The 15,730-nt window shown below is 43.5% G+C and carries 20 protein-coding genes and 1 pseudogene; 2 read left to right on the top strand and 19 right to left on the bottom strand.

All coding sequences use genetic code 11. From position 1 onward, the window contains the following. Positions 1-113 precede the first annotated feature (113 nt). The gene (locus GC102_RS11110) at positions 114-920 is read left to right on the top strand and encodes a hypothetical protein (protein ID WP_312883231.1); all 807 of its coding nucleotides are present in this window, start codon (positions 114-116) and stop codon (positions 918-920) included. A gap of 115 nt (positions 921-1,035) precedes the next feature. Here the strand turns inward: GC102_RS11110 and GC102_RS11105 are convergent, their stop codons facing one another. Continuing rightward, positions 1,036-1,422 (bottom strand): VOC family protein, encoded by a 387-nt coding sequence (locus tag GC102_RS11105; protein WP_312883230.1) that lies wholly within the window; start codon positions 1,420-1,422, stop codon positions 1,036-1,038. A gap of 18 nt (positions 1,423-1,440) precedes the next feature. Continuing rightward, entirely contained in the window at positions 1,441-1,920 is a 480-nt protein-coding gene (locus tag GC102_RS11100; protein ID WP_312883229.1) for a DinB family protein, read from the bottom strand. A gap of 424 nt (positions 1,921-2,344) precedes the next feature. On the opposite strand from GC102_RS11100, the gene GC102_RS11095 reads away from it, so the two are divergent. Next, a complete protein-coding gene (locus tag GC102_RS11095) occupies positions 2,345-3,211 on the top strand; it encodes an EcsC family protein (protein ID WP_171689581.1) in 867 nt (288 codons plus the stop codon). A gap of 280 nt (positions 3,212-3,491) precedes the next feature. Here the strand turns inward: GC102_RS11095 and GC102_RS11090 are convergent, their stop codons facing one another. The 17 genes and pseudogenes from GC102_RS11090 to GC102_RS11010 form a co-directional block, all read right to left on the bottom strand. Next, the gene (locus GC102_RS11090; protein ID WP_171689580.1) at positions 3,492-4,295 is read right to left on the bottom strand and encodes a serine/threonine protein kinase; all 804 of its coding nucleotides are present in this window, start codon (positions 4,293-4,295) and stop codon (positions 3,492-3,494) included. Positions 4,296-4,409: 114 nt separating this feature from the next. Next, positions 4,410-5,015 carry a hypothetical protein gene (locus tag GC102_RS11085; RefSeq protein ID WP_376769361.1) on the bottom strand — a complete coding sequence of 202 codons (606 nt, stop codon included), beginning with the start codon at positions 5,013-5,015 and terminating at the stop codon, positions 4,410-4,412. A 29-nt stretch (positions 5,016-5,044) separates the two neighbouring features. After that, positions 5,045-5,629, bottom strand: coding sequence for a TetR/AcrR family transcriptional regulator (locus tag GC102_RS11080; protein WP_171689579.1), 585 nt, complete (start codon positions 5,627-5,629; stop codon positions 5,045-5,047). A 218-nt stretch (positions 5,630-5,847) separates the two neighbouring features. Beyond that, the gene (locus GC102_RS11075) at positions 5,848-7,065 is read right to left on the bottom strand and encodes a M24 family metallopeptidase (protein ID WP_171689578.1); all 1,218 of its coding nucleotides are present in this window, start codon (positions 7,063-7,065) and stop codon (positions 5,848-5,850) included. Positions 7,066-7,107: 42 nt separating this feature from the next. Next, entirely contained in the window at positions 7,108-7,860 is a 753-nt protein-coding gene (locus GC102_RS11070) for an amino acid ABC transporter ATP-binding protein (protein WP_171689577.1), read from the bottom strand. Positions 7,861-7,874: 14 nt separating this feature from the next. Continuing rightward, entirely contained in the window at positions 7,875-8,519 is a 645-nt protein-coding gene (locus GC102_RS11065; protein ID WP_057302250.1) for an amino acid ABC transporter permease, read from the bottom strand. Positions 8,520-8,700: 181 nt separating this feature from the next. Next, positions 8,701-9,570, bottom strand: coding sequence for a transporter substrate-binding domain-containing protein (locus GC102_RS11060; RefSeq protein WP_171689576.1), 870 nt, complete (start codon positions 9,568-9,570; stop codon positions 8,701-8,703). 32 nt (positions 9,571-9,602) lie between these two features. After that, positions 9,603-10,184: a TetR/AcrR family transcriptional regulator gene (locus tag GC102_RS11055; protein ID WP_171689624.1), complete on the bottom strand. Its 582-nt coding sequence runs from the start codon at positions 10,182-10,184 to the stop codon at positions 9,603-9,605. Positions 10,185-10,519: 335 nt separating this feature from the next. Then, the gene (locus GC102_RS11050) at positions 10,520-10,756 is read right to left on the bottom strand and encodes a tautomerase family protein (protein WP_171647210.1); all 237 of its coding nucleotides are present in this window, start codon (positions 10,754-10,756) and stop codon (positions 10,520-10,522) included. Positions 10,757-10,809: 53 nt separating this feature from the next. Continuing rightward, positions 10,810-11,547 carry an SDR family NAD(P)-dependent oxidoreductase gene (locus GC102_RS11045; protein WP_171689575.1) on the bottom strand — a complete coding sequence of 246 codons (738 nt, stop codon included), beginning with the start codon at positions 11,545-11,547 and terminating at the stop codon, positions 10,810-10,812. 3 nt (positions 11,548-11,550) lie between these two features. Beyond that, the gene (wrbA, locus tag GC102_RS11040) at positions 11,551-12,228 is read right to left on the bottom strand and encodes an NAD(P)H:quinone oxidoreductase (RefSeq protein ID WP_171689574.1); all 678 of its coding nucleotides are present in this window, start codon (positions 12,226-12,228) and stop codon (positions 11,551-11,553) included. Between the two features lie 97 nt (positions 12,229-12,325). Beyond that, the gene (locus GC102_RS11035; protein WP_171689573.1) at positions 12,326-12,958 is read right to left on the bottom strand and encodes a DsbA family oxidoreductase; all 633 of its coding nucleotides are present in this window, start codon (positions 12,956-12,958) and stop codon (positions 12,326-12,328) included. Further along, the gene (locus GC102_RS11030) at positions 12,955-13,497 is read right to left on the bottom strand and encodes an NAD(P)H-dependent oxidoreductase (RefSeq protein WP_171689572.1); all 543 of its coding nucleotides are present in this window, start codon (positions 13,495-13,497) and stop codon (positions 12,955-12,957) included. The genes GC102_RS11035 and GC102_RS11030 overlap by 4 nt, the downstream gene beginning before the upstream one ends. A gap of 66 nt (positions 13,498-13,563) precedes the next feature. After that, entirely contained in the window at positions 13,564-13,884 is a 321-nt protein-coding gene (locus tag GC102_RS11025; RefSeq protein WP_171689571.1) for an NIPSNAP family protein, read from the bottom strand. Positions 13,885-13,934: 50 nt separating this feature from the next. Beyond that, positions 13,935-14,258 carry an NIPSNAP family protein gene (locus GC102_RS11020; protein WP_171689570.1) on the bottom strand — a complete coding sequence of 108 codons (324 nt, stop codon included), beginning with the start codon at positions 14,256-14,258 and terminating at the stop codon, positions 13,935-13,937. A 60-nt stretch (positions 14,259-14,318) separates the two neighbouring features. Further along, positions 14,319-15,062: pseudogene (locus GC102_RS11015) on the bottom strand (SDR family NAD(P)-dependent oxidoreductase). 69 nt (positions 15,063-15,131) lie between these two features. Continuing rightward, on the bottom strand, positions 15,132-15,701 hold the full coding sequence (locus tag GC102_RS11010) for a TetR/AcrR family transcriptional regulator (protein WP_171689569.1): 570 nt from the start codon (positions 15,699-15,701) through the stop codon (positions 15,132-15,134). Positions 15,702-15,730 lie beyond the last annotated feature (29 nt).

Below are 15,730 nucleotides of genomic sequence, written 5' to 3'. Positions count from 1 at the left end.
AAGGAATTTAGAGGTATTTATAGAATAGCTTATCCTAGTCTTTCTTTACACACTAACTCCACAGCATATTGTGTTGTAAAATATTTCCCACAAAATCGACAAGGAGTGTACTTGTGAATTATTCAACATTAACGAAATTCTTGCCTTCTAGATTCAATCGTTTTCATGTAATTCTTATTTTTATTACCACCGCATTGCTTGTCTCGTTAATTGGATATATTCAAAGGGATATTGCGAATCCTCGTGATTATCACTATGAAAAACAGAAGGCTTCCAACGGCGTCGTCTTGCATACAATTCAGACTACTCCGGATAATGTTCGACTGCAGGCGATCGATAAGAATGTAACGAAAACTCCTTATTACGGTATTAATGGGGGCTTTTTCTGGGAAGGAGCTCTGCTCAGCATCGCAGTTATTAATGACCAACCTTTGAAAGGAATGCCTGGCGATTACGGATCTGGCTGGTACAACACTGGCATTGACACTAACTTAAAGCGAGGAACTCTTGTTTGGGATGACGTCACTAAACGATTCTCGATTCAAGTAGTCACGCATGCCGGTGAGCTGACCGTAACAGATAAGCGGCGTTATTGGGCACAGGGTGGTGTCAGTATGAAGCTTAACGATAGCTTTGGCTGGGAGAGTGATATGATATTAGAGCAAATGCCAGCCTATAACGAAGGTCATATGCGTACGGCAGTTGTTTATGATAGTCAAGAGAACATTTATATGATTGTAACACCTTCGCACTGTACGATTGGAGAGTTCCGTGCTGCCATTCTCGAAAGCTTTAGTGATCGAAGGCTGGTAGACGGCATCTATTTGGACGGAGATGGTTCCTCTCAATTGAAGTGCCGCTATGTCCGTTTGAAAGGTGATCAACGCCAAGTCTATCAGATGCTAACCTTAATCAAATAAGATGCCCAATTACTCTGTCAAAATGACCGAAAACAAGACCACCGATACACCGGCAGCCTTGTTCTCGGTCATTATTAAGTTAAAGTTTTTTCGTTAGTTGAAGTCCTTATTGTCTTTATGCACCGAATGCGATGCAGTAACCATTAATATCACGGATAGTCATTTCACTCCATCCTTCGGACCAATGAGGTCCATTAACGATTTCCACACCTTTTGATAGAAATTCCTCATATAAATGTTTCAATCCCGCTGGGCTTGTATAGCAGAAGGCATCAAAATATAGTCCACCTTCAACGGACGAATTTGGTCGAACATCGCTGATCTGTTTTGCTTCGTGCAGAATAAATGTCACCGCTCCATGGTTCATATGAATATGACCACCAACATTTTCTTCGGTGAAGCCTATTCCTTTGTAATAATTAATTGATTCCTGTAAATTAGCAACAAGCAAAACAATGGACGGTCCTTTCAGGTTAACCGAAACTACACTATTTTCTCCCACGTTAATCCCCTCTCCCATTTATGATTGATATTTCTGTACTTGCTTTTTCAATAGCATCATCTGTCCAATATGGTATGCGTTATGGATACACAAATTTGATATTACACCCCACCACTGAGCATTGGAGTAGGTTGGTATTCTTTTTTCCAGTTTAATATCGTCACAGTTCGTAATAACTTCTCGCAAGTGTACGAATCCATTGCTTAACCTCTGAATGGTTTCATTCCAACTTGCTTCATTCTGCTTCAGGAGATCCAATTCAAATGTTTCATCGTTCGTTGTATTACTTTCAAGCAAATCATCGTTAATAAAGCGATTTAGCCACATTTCATTCCAGAAAATGAGATGGTTCGCAATCTCCCAAATGGAATGCGGCTGGTCTTTTGCTTTCCAAACTGCATCATTTACAGATACATCATTTAAAGTCGTTTTAGATGGTTTAAACCAACTTTCATCATCATGACAAGCGGCTAGTTGATCAAGTAATACTTCCTTCACACTAATCAGTACTACCACCTCCAGAGTTATAATGTGCTGCAACAGACGTATTAAAGCTTCCTTTTATCTTCACATATCATTAGTAAATTGTCGTCTGGATCTCTGAGGGTGAAGAACGATATGTTATCATGTACTTCAATTTCTATTATGATTTCAATTCCCTTTTCCTTAGCAAAAATATATGATTCCTCTAGGTTTTTCGTTTCAAAGAACAATTGAGTCTTAGAAGAATTTTTATTGTCCTTTTTATGATTACTGTCTAATAACAAGGATGAACCGCCATTATTGTTGAAGTCTGACTTCATGTGAATTCAATGTTACCATAATATGGAATATGGGTGAAGTGTCATTTAAAAATAATCTGAACCCTTGCATCCAAAAGCGATTATAAACGTATACGATGATGAAAGGAGTTGTGAATAGCATGAAAAACCCTGAGCAAGATCACCTTCCGGAAACAAGAAATGAGCTGCTTCAAGCACTTTATGAGATAGAATTATGGGAAGCTGAACAAAAAGACCTATGGTTTTGGGAAAAAATCGGAAGATTTCCTTTCCAAGTGTTGGACCGATTAACGCCGAAGTTTTTGAATAAAAAAATAGGTGAAGCACTGGACGAGCTTGGGAATTATTTGCAGGCAGGAGGCAGCTATCTTATTTCTGAAAAAGGAACATTGCGGGACATTGAAGATGTGCATCTTCGCAATAGGGTCGAGGGAGACCTAACAGATCTTACAGAGGGGCTTACGATAGAAAAGGTAGGAACATTACCTCTTCTTGTGATGGATCAAACGGCTAATGAAATTGTCCAAAATCGATCAAATCTGGCTACTATTCAAGGTGCAACAACTGGCATTGGCGGGATTCTGACACTCGCCATTGATATTCCGGCCATTCTTGGCCTGTCTTTGAAAACCATTCAAGAAATTGCGATCTGCTATGGTTATGATCCCAAAGAAAAGCAGGAGCGGATATTCACGATCAAATGCCTGCAATTCTCGTCCTCCGACATTGTCGGTAAAAAGGCCATTCTCGAAGAGCTGGCGGACTACGCCTCCACAGATAAGAAGGATGTACAAATAATCTCTCAGCTTCAGGGATGGCGCGAGGTATTCGCCACTTACCGCGATAATTGGGGTTGGAAAAAGCTGTTCCAACTCATTCCTATTGCCGGAATCCTCTTTGGCGCTTGGATCAATCGCGGAACGCTGAAGGACGTTGGCGATGCTGCGAAAATGCTGTATCGCAAGCGACGTATTCTTGAACGTTTGCACGCCCAAAAGGATGGCTAGCTGAAACCATTGGAATACCTTTTCGTACTAAAAAGAAAAAGCCAAAGGAGGAATGATCGTTGCTCAAATATTTGTTTCGCAAACTATTAGGATCTTTTTTCCATTCCAAACGACGCAGACATTATCAACATAGTAGTTCTAATTACAATGCCTATGATAATCGCCGATACTCCTCTAGTGACCATGCGGGGTATGGACACAACTCTCAAGGACATCGTTACTATAAAAATAGTCATAGAAGTTCCAGCTAATCCAAAGCCGCGAAAGTGGCTTTTTGTTTTTAATCCTTTAATATCGCGTCCAGATCCTCGATACATGACTGCGCGTTAACGTACGGCGGATCGATTTGCAATAATTTACGAATCACTTGCTTCGTCTGCCTTGTTACCGACAGTTCCTCCTCCCATCCAATTGTGGAGTCCTCCTGATCATCGATCGATTCAAATGTCGAATAGAGCATAAATAGTAAAAAGTGACCGATTGCATACAGATCTGAAGAGACAGCTACGGTTCTTCTCCGTATTAGCTCTTCACCCGGTCCAATTTCTAACAGAGATGGCTCGCCTAAGCGGGCGGCTAAACCAAAATCAATCAGGGTCATACGTTCCCCGTATAAAAGGACATTCGGAATTCGAATATCCAAATGGACGATGCCTTTCTCGTGGATGAAGCGCACGATATCCAGTAAACTGCGTATAAGGCAAAGCGCATCCCTTTCTCCAAATCGAGCTCCCCGTTCAAAAATTAAGTCCTCCACTGTCCGACCTTTTATATATTCGGTTATCATATACAATCGATTAGATTCTTCGAAAGATGTGTAGCACCTTGGAATAGAGGGATGATCTAACAGACTCAAGATCTCTATTTCCCGGCGCAAAAGGTTTTGACCTAAGCGCCCTTTACTCGGTTTAGCTTGCTTAGCGACGACTTCCTGATTTGACTTCCTATCCTGACATAAGTATGTTAATCCATAGCTTCCCATCCCCAGGAAACGTTCAATCTGATATTGATCTCGAATTACCTTATCTAAGCATAAAGGATAGTCGATCCATGCTTCATATACGCGTTTCAAATATGCCCACACGGTTAAGAACCCTCCTTCCTGCTATCTTAAAAAATACCATAGGAGGGTCTGGTTTAGCTATTCAATATCTGCTCCCTTGATCGGTGAGAATGAGCAAGCGTTATTTAGCCTGCTTCATTCCACCCGAAAAACTATTTCTATACCTGTCGGTCTGTTCTTAAAGGGAGCACTATATTCCTTGAACATTAATTCAATTCCTGAAATATCGTCAGTTAGCGGCGGAGATACTACGTAGTTATAGGACGAATGTCCTGATGTACTTCCACCATTAGTCATTCGGCAGTCGTATTTTTCTCCTAGATACAGCTCAAAATGACTGTGTTTATGCGGATTTGATGGAAGGTCAGTTGTCATGTCCCAATCTATACTAAAAGTTATTACACTTGCATTGTTATATTGTCGTATTGAGGTTACCGAATAAAAAATCGCACCTTTTTCAATTGATTGTAATACTGGAATATGCTTTCTGAATCCAGATGGTTCAACCATAGGTTTAAAATGTTCTTCACTTCTCAAAGATCCAAATACTGCTTTCAAGAAGTCCTCGTAGAGTTCAAAAGCACTTGCCCATTTAGAGATATACTCAAATGGCGGAAAACCTGGATTATTGCCCGAAATTTCCTTCCGTTGTTTTAGCAATGAACAAATTTGCTCATCAATATTAAAAATTCGTTCATCATAATGTTCGGTTGGACGTTCAAATGGCATCCGTTTCATCATTGTCCTCCTTATACAGGTCTTTCACCTTATTATTTATAAGAACGCAGCAAAGTGAATTGCTTGGCAAGATAAAGGGGCGTATAGGGCATGTCCTTACGAAGCCAAGAAACGATCGTACCGATCAAGGCCGAAGATCCGTACCAAATGGCAATATCCTTTTGAATACCTGCTGTAGAAAGGAAGGATTCATCCCCCATTCTCTCTACTCTTGCGGTTATCATTTCCGTCAGCAGGTTTAACAATCGATCCGTAAAGATCGGGGTACGTTTCGACGCAAGAATGATTTTATAAAATTTAGCATGTTCGGCAATATGTTCAAGCAAGTTCATAAGTACCGGCCAATCCTCTTCATCTGTGGAATTCTGATTCCCAGGTGCGCATTTCAAAATTCCATTAATGTCCACGATCATATCATCCGCCATCTTCTCCAGCATATCCGGAATGTCCCGATAATGAAGATAAAAGGTAACACGGTTGATGGTGGCGCGCTCTGCGATGCGATTTACCGAAATTTTCTCGATATCCATTTCCTGAAGCAATTCCACAAAAGCGTCTTTAAGCAATTGACGCGTGCGGAGTATGCGGGGATCGGTGCGGGACGTTCTATTATCCATATATCCCTTTCCTTTCCTTTTATTTAGTATGCCACATCTAATTAATATTGTGTAAATTATATTACAAACTGTAAATTTAGTCCACGACAGACTTATAAGGATCTTTGACCTTATCACGTGGGAGTTTAATAATAAACAGCGACGGTCTAGGACTTTGTATCACGTCCTCGACTGCCGCTGTTTATTTTACGCTTTGACCAGAAAGCTTCTTATATATGTTAAATCGAAATAAGATCCGTAGTTAGCTGGTTAAGCCGCTCACAGCCATTATCTGTGACAAGAACCATATCCTCAATCATGATCGAGCCTAAACCGTGGCCATAGTATGGCGTCTCCAAGCAAATCACCATGCCTGGACGAAACACTGCGGCCTCGGATGGACTAATGAAAGGCGCTTCTTCTGCGGCGAGGCTTAAACCCGCGCTGTGGCCGAGATGGCCGCGGTTGTAATTCGTAAGCCCCGAGGAGCGAATCAGTTTCATGACCTCCTCAAAGGCATTCTTCATCGGCATCCCTGGCTCGATGATCTGTAGAAGACGGTCGTGTCCCACCCTTAATGCGCCGTAAATTCGCTTCGCCATATCCGAAGGGGGACCCAGCACGAAAGTGCGTGCGATGTCAGAGCCATATCCGGCCACATCGACACCCACGTCAAATTTTATCAGATCGCCCTTCTCACTTGGACGTGTGTCAAATACATGCGCAGGAGCAAAATTGGCTCCTACGGAAACCATATGAAACCGTGCGGTCGAACCATCCGGATGTCTCATCAAGGCCTTGCGGAAGGCTTCAACGATCTCCGCGGCGGAGGTGCCTACCTCAATTTCACGTACCGCGGAAACGATGCCTGCCTCTGCATAAGTGCAAGCCTTGCGCAGCTGGTCGATCTCCCAAGGGGTTTTTATCGCACGCAGCTTGATAAAGATTGGGCTAGCCTCCACCAGCTCGGCTATTCCGGGGCAGGCTTGCCGTAATGCCATGACAGACGGGTATCGCATCGAGCTTAGCTCGACAGCGATTTTCCCATGGGAAGCTCCATTCTCTGCGAGCACCTGACTGAGCACCCCGAACATTTCCTCCGCTTGGGGTGAGACTGGCCGCTTTCCTTGGAATTTGTATTCGATCAAACCCAGCGGGTCATCAACATCCACCCAGGTGGGATACGTTCGGACCTCGTATCCTGAAAGATGGTTCGCGACACCGGCCGCTTCAAAATCATTCATGATCAAGATCGTCTTACGGGTAGGATCACGAAACAGGACGACGAGTCCAACTTCACTCATACGCAGCGTATACATGAATGCGCTTTGGTAACCGGAAAGATAATAAAAATTTTCACAGCTAGAGGAAACTAGAGCGTCGATCTGTTGGTTCTCCATGATCAATCTCGCTCGCTCTGAAATGGTTTGTAAATGATCCTGATCAATATGGACCATGGGTCTCAACTCCTTCGGATTAGGCTTTCCTATCTCCGTATGTTAAACAGGCTCCTGGGCCATCTGTCGCAAAAATTTGCGCGCCCGCTCGGTTTGCGGCTGGACAAAAAATTGCTCCGGGGCACCCTCCTCCTGAATGACGCCTTCGCTCATAAAGATAACTCGATTTGCCACTTCTTGCGCAAATTTCATTTCATGCGTGACCACAATCATCGTCATGCCCTCGTCAGCCAGCTGCCTCATAACCGACAAAACTTCACCGGTCAATTCCGGGTCAAGTGCCGAGGTCGGCTCGTCGAACAGCATGATTTGAGGCTGCATCGCCAGAGCACGGGCTATCGCAACCCGCTGCTGCTGACCGCCGGAGAGCCTGGAAGGATATTCATGCTTCTTCTCTGCCAAGCCCACTTTATTCAGTAATGATTCGGCCAGCTCAATCGCCTGCTCCTTAGGCATGTTTTTCACGGTCACTGGAGCCGTGATCACATTTTCCAGGACGGTCAAGTGCGGAAATAGATTAAAAGATTGAAAAACCATACCGGTTAAGTTACGAAGTTCCCGGATGGCTTTTTTCTTCGTCGGAGCATTCATCGAGTCATCCCACAGGATGTTGTCCACACGAATCGATCCCGAGTTAGGCTCTTCAAGGCCGTTCAGGCATCGAAGCAGAGTACTTTTCCCTGAACCACTAGGACCTAAGAGGACCACAATTTCTTGTGAATGAATGCGGAGGTTAATATCCTGCAGCACAGTCAAAGCATCGAATCGTTTACTAAGATGGTTTACTTCTATCAAGCCCACTCACACCCTTAATAAGCCTTTGATAATTTTTTCTCGATGCGGTTAAGAATATTAGAGAAGAACATGCTCATTAGCCAGTACATGAGAGCAATGGAAATGTAAAAAGGCATGGCAATATAATATTGCGCAATAAGCAGTTGGGCTGAACGCAGCAGCTCAGTTACTGTCACAATGGAAACGAGCGAAGTCTCTTTCAGCATGCCTATAAATGTATTGCCCATTGGGGGAATTGCCACTCGGGCTGCCTGCGGAAGAATAATCTTGCGCATCGTTTGCCAAGGGGACATGTTCAGGGATAAAGCCGCTTCCGTCTGACCCTTAGGCACAGACAGGATCGCGCCCCGAAATGTTTCAGATAAATAGGCGCCGATATTAATACTAAGTGAAATATAGGCCGCTGTGAGCGGCCCCAGGGTAATACCGTAATCAGGTAAGCCATAATAAATAATGAAGATCTGCACAATGATCGGGGTTCCGCGGATGATGGAAACATACCCTCTGGCCAAATTGCTGATCAGCCGATTTCCTTTTAACCGGGCGATGGCTACGAACAGAGCGATAAAAAATCCAAAGAACATCGAGACGATTGTGATAAGCAAGGTATAGTATGCGCCTTTGAAAAGAAAGCCTAAGTTATCTAAAACGAGTTCCATTCTTGCGGCCTCCTAAATTCACCCCACAAAGTGACGTGTTGCTTCGAAGCTTAGTCCGTCCGCACCGAGTGCTAGCTCGGTCGGCGTTTAAACTTTCCGCTTAAAGCGGTCAAGCTTCTTCGGCTAACTTCGATAAGTGTTTATACATTACTTTGCGGGGGCCCCAATATATTCCAATTCCTTAAAAATTCGGATCGACACCAAACCATTTTTGGTGAATTTCCTTCAACGTTCCGTCCGTTTTCATTTCGCTTAAGGCTTTGTTGATAGCTTCCACCAACTCTGGATTGTTTTTGCGGGTAGCTACGCCTGCGAAGTCTTCCTTGATCGGCGCTCCAACCGCTTTAATATTAAGCTTGTTTTTATCCATTAGAGGTTTCAGTGCAAAGATATTGTTGATGGTCGCGTCAATTCTTCCAACGTTCAGGTCCATCAAGGATGAAATGACATCGTTGTACGTAGCGATTTCAAAATTTCCGACCTTCGGCATAGCCACATCACGCAAATATTTTTCATCGTTCGTACCGAGACCGATTCCGATCTTCTTACCTTTGAAATCCTCAACCGCTTTGATTGTGTTGTTATCACCCTTTACAACGACATTCACCGAGTTCTTAATATAAGGATTGGAGAAATCCATTGTTTTCTTACGGTCTTCCGTAATGGTCACCTGGCTTATCAATACATCGTATTTCTCTTTTTGCAAACCTTCAATTAAGCCAGAAAATTCACCAGTAATGAAATCGGCCTGTACACCAAGCTTCTTCGCAACATTCTTAGCGATGTCGGCATCATAGCCGTCTACTTCTTTCTTGTCATTCAAAAAGTTGTAAGGAGCATAGGTACCCATCAAGCCCACTTTGATTTTGCCGTTTTTCTTGATTTGCTCAAGCAGGTTTGCTGAAGCCGGAGACACGGCTGGTGTGTTTTTAGTATCGGTTGTGGGACTTGCCGCCGGCTGTTGTGTTGTTTTTCCGCACCCGACTAACGCTAAACCAACGATAGAAAGTAACGATGCCGCTTTGAATACTTGTTTAACCTTGAATGTCATTTTCAATACACCCCTATTTGATTTTTTACTTGTTAACCTAACAATCCTCGGAATTCGAACCGTGCCGTTTCCTCGGCTATTTCCGAGGGCTTGTATGCGGATGTATAATCAACACCGTGCATAGGTCCGAACAACCATTTGGTAAGGACTCCTGTAATTAAAGAGACGAGTATGTTTACACGAAGAGTTACGTCCGAGAAATGCGGAAGCATCTCCAACTCGATGGCTCGGTTTACATTGTTCTTGAAGGCTTCCTCGAATGCGATCCACGTTTCCGAAACAGCTTCCCTGACCAAGGGGTCTGCGCCCTGGCCTTTGATAAGTAAAAATGCCATCAAATTCCGGTTATTATTGGCGAACTCGAACAAATCCGTCAGCAATTTTGCAGACGAGCTAACCATATCGTCTACAGAGCCTGCATGCTTGCGATAGCCTTGTTCAATCACTTGTGTTAGCTTCTCTTTACCGTTCTCGATCAGACGGACCGCGAGCTGCTCTTTGCTTTTAAAGTACCAGTAAAACGTTCCCTGAGAAACGCCCGCTGCTTTGACAACGTCAGAAATCTTCGTATTGTGATATCCTTTGCGTGCAAATAGCTCTAATGCAGTGTTCATCAGAACCTGCTCTCGCTGCTGTTCGTCATTCAATAATGATGCCAGTTTCAAGAACCCCTTCCCACTGACTGACGAGTCAGTCAAGTTAATTCCGATTGGTTTACTATAGTATAAGAAACTCCTGTAGTCAAGTCGTAAATATATACTCATTCAATTTTTTTGAAAATTTGTATGATGTGTTCGGGAATGATATCACATTCTTGTTAAAATCGGCAATGAGAAAAAGTTCTTGTCATCACCGAATGACAAGAACTTTTTCTCATAAATCAAAGATCGGCAATTTTAACTTATGGATCATATCTAACCGTTAATTTATAAACCGATAATGTAAGTGATTACTTCTTTTTTGCGGCTAGCTGCTTGCGATACTCCAAAGCTGGTAGTCCACCCCAACCCCAATTCTCGGTGTCGACCTCTTCAATAACTACGAAGGTAGCTTCTAACGGCTTGTTCAGAACGTTGAGCAAAAGCTCGCTGGCTCCTTTAATGAGTGCAGCCTTTTCTTCCGCCGTAACAGACTGGCGATCTGGTGCGGTACCCTCACGGGTCACTTGGATCGTAACAATTGGCATGGATATTCTCCCCTTTTGCATTGGAATTGTTTGTATCTGCTGCTATGTTTTACTTAGTGACCAGCATTCTGCCCACCATCGACATGAAGGATCTCTCCAGTTACGAAGTTGGCTGACTCCAGATATAAGACTGCTTCGACAATCTCATGTGACTCGCCCATGCGTCCCATAGGATGAAGCTTAGCCAGGGCATCGTGGGATTCTACAGGATGCATCGGCGTTTTAATGACCCCTGGGGAAACTGCATTCACGCGGATACCCCTAGAAGCATACTCGATCGCTAATGATTTCGTCGCCGAGCTCAGACCGCCTTTCGTCAGTGAGGCGAGTACGGAAGGAACGCCAGCAGACGGTTGGTCAACCAGACTCGTTGTAATGTTAACAATGTGTCCCGTTCCTTGTTTCAGCATCTCAACCACCGCGCGTTGGGTAACGTGGAAGAAGCCAACGACATTCGTGGATAAATACGTTGCAAAGTCTTCTTCTGAATACTCCGTAAATGGCTTAGCCATGAAGATTCCCGCATTATTAACTAGCGTATCGATGCGTCCATAGTGAGCCAATCCTTCGTCGATTAAGCGCTGCGCAATCTTAGGCTCTGAAATATCACCGGCAATAAACCGCACTTGTTTTCCTGTAGGATCGATTTCTTTTGCAGCATCAGACAACGTTTGTTCACGGCGTCCATTGATAACTACATTCGCTCCTCGTTTCACCATCTCAATCGCCATAGCTTTCCCTAAACCGCTGCTGCCGCCAGTTATTACTATTACTTTCCCCTGAATATCCATGAGTTATTTCACTTCCTTGTCTTGTTCTAAACCGTTTTTAACCGATTTAGCAACCGATATGGTGCGTTTTGCTTGATGTACTGCAGCATCGCGCACGTCTTCCTTCATCGCTCCATTTTGATCCACGGTGACACTTGTACCGTATGGATTCCCTCCAGCAACAAATACCGATGGATCAGTAAATCCGGGAGCTGCCACAATCGCACCCCAGTGGTACATTGAAGTGTACAGCTGAAGTATCGTTTGTTCCTGTCCAGCATTCGGATTTTGAGCGGAAGTCATGGCACTCACGACTTTATTCACCGTTTTGCCTTGGGCCCAAAGACCACCAGTCGTATCGATGAACTGTTTCATTTGAGCAGGAAGATTACCGAATCGGGTGGGCATACTAAAGATGATCGCATCTGCCCATTCCAAATCTGCCAAAGATACAGTAGGAATATGTTTGGTTGCCTCAAGATGAGCTTTCCAAGATGGACTACCATCAATAACGGATTGTGGCGCAGTTTCTGGCACTTTTAGAACTTTTACATCTGCTCCAGCTTGAAGACCTCCTTCCGCTGCCCATTGAGCCAATTGAAAGTTAGTTCCATTGGAACTGTAATAGATGACTGCTAAATTCACTTTTGATGATGACATTTGTGTAGTCTCCTTTTTAAATAGTTTTTGAAATATATTCATTGGTATCGCTCCAAACTTTTTATATTGTCGGCTTATATCTTTATACATACAGGTCTGTCTAATTATGCTTAGATTCTGCTGTGAATCGAAATCCAACTTAATTATTTTCAAAAAGTTTAATAAATTCATTAGGAGATTGTAGTCCAGATATGCTGACCTTCTCATTAATTACAAAGTAAGGAACCCCTCTGATCCCTAACTTTTGCGCGTTGCGTTGTCCTAATTCAACCTTTTCAATCCCATCGCCTTTAATAAGTCGCATTTTGAGTTCAGCAGCATCGCCAGTGATCCCGTTTGTTCTTGCTATTTCCACAAGTTCATCCACATTACCGATATCGATGCCATTTTCAAAATAAGCCGTATATATCTTCTCAATCAATTGCTCTTGCAAGTTCTCTGGCGTAATAGCTATTAACTGATGGGATAAGGTAGTATTCGGTGTATATTTCACAATATCCATATTAAATGTAAGGCCGAAATGAGCACCGGTTTCATTATACTGCCTCATTCTTGCTTCGAATTGCGCAGTCCCGCCTAATCTGCCAATCATAACCTGCCGATAATCTTCTCCTTCAGGGCGAATACCGGGATTAAGCTGAAAAGCATGCCAACGAACGGTTGCCTTAGTGCCTTCTGGCAATTGTTTCAAAGCGGTCCGCAGACTGGTTGTTCCCATGCGACACCAGGGGCAAATCGTATCCATGTAAACGTCAATGGTCAATTTTTTCATTTTTCAACCACAACTGGCTTTACCGTTTTAATATGATTAATGTAATCGATGCTGCTCTGTGCTAATCGTTCATCCGTAACGTTAGAAGTGTCATTTAGTGAAAAGTGAGGCAGATAAGAGGCACTGATAAAATGAGCAAGCGCTTCTAATGGTCGCAATATTTCTTGCAGGGTAAAGCGATTGAACCCGGTTGCTTGATACGACTCTTCCGTACCATAGGTCGAGATCGCAACACCGATTTCTTTACCTGCTGTTTTAGTGCCATCTGGTCCATAAGCCCAGCCGTATAGCAATACGGAATCAAACCACTTTTTGAGTAATGGCGGTGTGCTGTACCAATAAAGCGGATATTGAAAAATAATTCGGTCATGCGACTCAATCAACTGCTGCTCTCTAGAAACATCGATATTTTCGTCTGGGTACGCCTTATATAATTCATGAATCGTGATATCGCCATGCTTTTGCAATTCCTCCACCCATGATTTATTCCAGTGGGATGCTTCGATGTTCGGGTGAGTAACGATTACTAAAGTTTTCATTTTAATTGCTCCTTTTCATAATTGTTATTAAAATCTTTTTAATTTATGGACAGGTTTCCTGTATTATTAGTTCTCGAAAAATGCTGCGTTTTTCATGAATATACTTTCTTGTTTGTTAATTAATGGCCCATCTAGTTCTGAAATTCGTTTAACTTCAATCCATTCAGGATCGTTGCGGAAACGATCATAGTTAAGGTTTCGAATTTCCATATTAGGATGCTCTACAACATAATATAGACGGTTATTTGCTTCATCTAAATCCTCCCAAAATTGCGTCACTTTCATGCCATGATTCATAAATAATTGAATAACATGATCTCTGAACCTATCTTGGACAACCTTCATTTTCCCTGGATTCATATGATAAATTCGCAGTTCATACAACATCTCTTCCCTTCCCTCCTTCATTTGTAGTGCGACGACAAGCCTACAGCCTTTTACTCGATTTGGAAAAAAGGCGCTTTTTTCATATAGACAATATCGATTTTCTCATGTAGGGGACCGTTTTGCTCAGTTCTCCCCTTAACTTCCAGCCATTCTAGATCTTCCATAAAGGCCTGGAAGTTCCGTTCACGCGAAGCCGCGTCCGGATGCTCAAGCACATAATACAACCTATCCTTTGATTCATCCGCGTCTACCCAAAAATTCGTCACCCTCATATCATGTTTAGCAAAAATTCTTATCATATCATCCCGAAACCGATCCAGTATCGCTTGCATACGGCCAGGTACCACTTGATAAATCCGCAGTTCGTACAGCATGAACGCCATCCTCCTTTTCTAAATTCCGTATTTGTCCGCATTCAAAAAATTATATACAGCTTACCACTGTCCGGCGTTTTGACCGCCATCGACATGAAGAATCTCTCCGGTCACGAATTGTGCGGATTCTAGATACACAATAGCGTCAACAATGTCCTGAACCTCGCCCATTCGGCCCACTGGGTGCAATTGAGCCAAATAATCATGTGTCTCAACCGAATGCATTGGCGTCTTAGTGATCCCCGGCGCGACTGCGTTCACGCGAATGCCCTTGTCCGCATACTCAATCGCCAGCGATTTTGTTGCCGCGTTCAAGCCTCCTTTGGTCAGTGCGGCAAGTACAGATGGCACGGCTTTAAGGGGCTGCTCTACGACTCCGCTTGCCGTGATGTTGACGATGTGGCCGGAACCCGCCTTCAACATCTCGGTCACCGCACGCTGAGTAACATGGAAGAATCCTGCCACATTGATGGACAGTATCGATTCAAAATCCGCTTCAGTGAAGTCCGTGAATGGTTTCGCTATAAAAATGCCGGCATTGTTCACCAGTGTATCGATACGACCAAAGCGCGAAAGTGCTTCGCCGATTAAGCGTTCAGCTATTTGGGGATCTGAAATGTCGCCGGCAACATATGCGACATGCGCACCTGTCGGATCGACCTATCTTGCAGCCTCTACTAACGCTTTTTCGCGGCGGCAATTGATGACTACATTGGCTCCTCGTTTCACCAGTTCAATTGCCACTGCTTTTCCAATACCGCTGCTTCCACCTGTAATCACTGCTACTTTACCTTGTAAACTCATTTCCCCATTCTCCTTTTGTCTACCTACTAAAAGGTAGAATTATATTTGTAAAAAAATCCGCCTTCTTTTTTAAGTTAAAGCGGATATTAATCCATCGGCAATCCTATCAAATCTACTTAAATCCTGAAAAGTTCTTGCAAGTAATTGCGCACCTTGGAGCGAAGCAAGCAGTTGATGGGCTTGCACATCCGCGGCACCATCAAAGTTTAGATGCCCTTCACGCCGCCCCTGATCCAACACTCGTTCCAACCACTCTAAATTGGCGGTGAAAAGCTGAGCTAGCCCTTCTCGTGTCTTACCTGATAAAGTAGCCAGGTCAGTTGAAAGCATAACGCCTAGACAAGTACAATAATCTTGAACAGGGCCACTGTATAGCAATGTGAATTTTCGTAGCTTTTCCAAATTGTTCTGTGTCTCGGTATCGATTTGAGCAATTGCAGAAATAAAATGTCTATGATACCGTGCAATCAGCGCTTCTCCTAAATCCTCCTTGTTTGGGAAATGGTAATGAATACTAGCAGTTCGTATCCCTACTTTTTCTGCAATGTGTGTATAGCTGAATCCGTTAAACCCGACATCCTGAACAATCGACTGAGCAGTATCCAAAATAGCCTCTGCTGTATTCTTGGTTTTTGTCATGGCGTTATTCTACCTTTTAGTAGATAGTG

The sequence above is a fragment of the Paenibacillus germinis genome (assembly GCF_013141785.1).
In the GTDB taxonomy this organism is placed as follows: domain Bacteria; phylum Bacillota; class Bacilli; order Paenibacillales; family NBRC-103111; genus Paenibacillus_E; species Paenibacillus_E phytorum.
This window is presented reverse-complemented; position numbering and strand designations above follow the sequence as displayed.

Excerpts from the sequence above, each read along its gene's own strand:
- GC102_RS11020 (WP_171689570.1), bottom strand. The coding sequence starts at position 14,258 with ATGCTGTACGAACTGCGGATTTATCAAGTGGTACCTGGCCGTATGCAA.
- GC102_RS11080 (WP_171689579.1), bottom strand. The coding sequence starts at position 5,629 with ATGGATAATAGAACGTCCCGCACCGATCCCCGCATACTCCGCACGCGT.
- GC102_RS11050 (WP_171647210.1), bottom strand. The coding sequence starts at position 10,756 with ATGCCAATTGTTACGATCCAAGTGACCCGTGAGGGTACCGCACCAGAT.
- GC102_RS11030 (WP_171689572.1), bottom strand. The coding sequence starts at position 13,497 with ATGAAAACTTTAGTAATCGTTACTCACCCGAACATCGAAGCATCCCAC.
- GC102_RS11045 (WP_171689575.1), bottom strand. The coding sequence starts at position 11,547 with ATGGATATTCAGGGGAAAGTAATAGTAATAACTGGCGGCAGCAGCGGT.
- GC102_RS11055 (WP_171689624.1), bottom strand. The coding sequence starts at position 10,184 with ATGAACACTGCATTAGAGCTATTTGCACGCAAAGGATATCACAATACG.
- wrbA (WP_171689574.1), bottom strand. The coding sequence starts at position 12,228 with ATGAATATATTTCAAAAACTATTTAAAAAGGAGACTACACAAATGTCA.
- GC102_RS11035 (WP_171689573.1), bottom strand. The coding sequence starts at position 12,958 with ATGAAAAAATTGACCATTGACGTTTACATGGATACGATTTGCCCCTGG.
- GC102_RS11065 (WP_057302250.1), bottom strand. The coding sequence starts at position 8,519 with ATGGAACTCGTTTTAGATAACTTAGGCTTTCTTTTCAAAGGCGCATAC.
- GC102_RS11095 (WP_171689581.1), top strand. The coding sequence starts at position 2,345 with ATGAAAAACCCTGAGCAAGATCACCTTCCGGAAACAAGAAATGAGCTG.
- GC102_RS11010 (WP_171689569.1), bottom strand. The coding sequence starts at position 15,701 with ATGACAAAAACCAAGAATACAGCAGAGGCTATTTTGGATACTGCTCAG.
- GC102_RS11025 (WP_171689571.1), bottom strand. The coding sequence starts at position 13,884 with ATGTTGTATGAACTGCGAATTTATCATATGAATCCAGGGAAAATGAAG.
- GC102_RS11060 (WP_171689576.1), bottom strand. The coding sequence starts at position 9,570 with ATGACATTCAAGGTTAAACAAGTATTCAAAGCGGCATCGTTACTTTCT.
- GC102_RS11085 (WP_376769361.1), bottom strand. The coding sequence starts at position 5,015 with ATGATGAAACGGATGCCATTTGAACGTCCAACCGAACATTATGATGAA.
- GC102_RS11075 (WP_171689578.1), bottom strand. The coding sequence starts at position 7,065 with ATGGTCCATATTGATCAGGATCATTTACAAACCATTTCAGAGCGAGCG.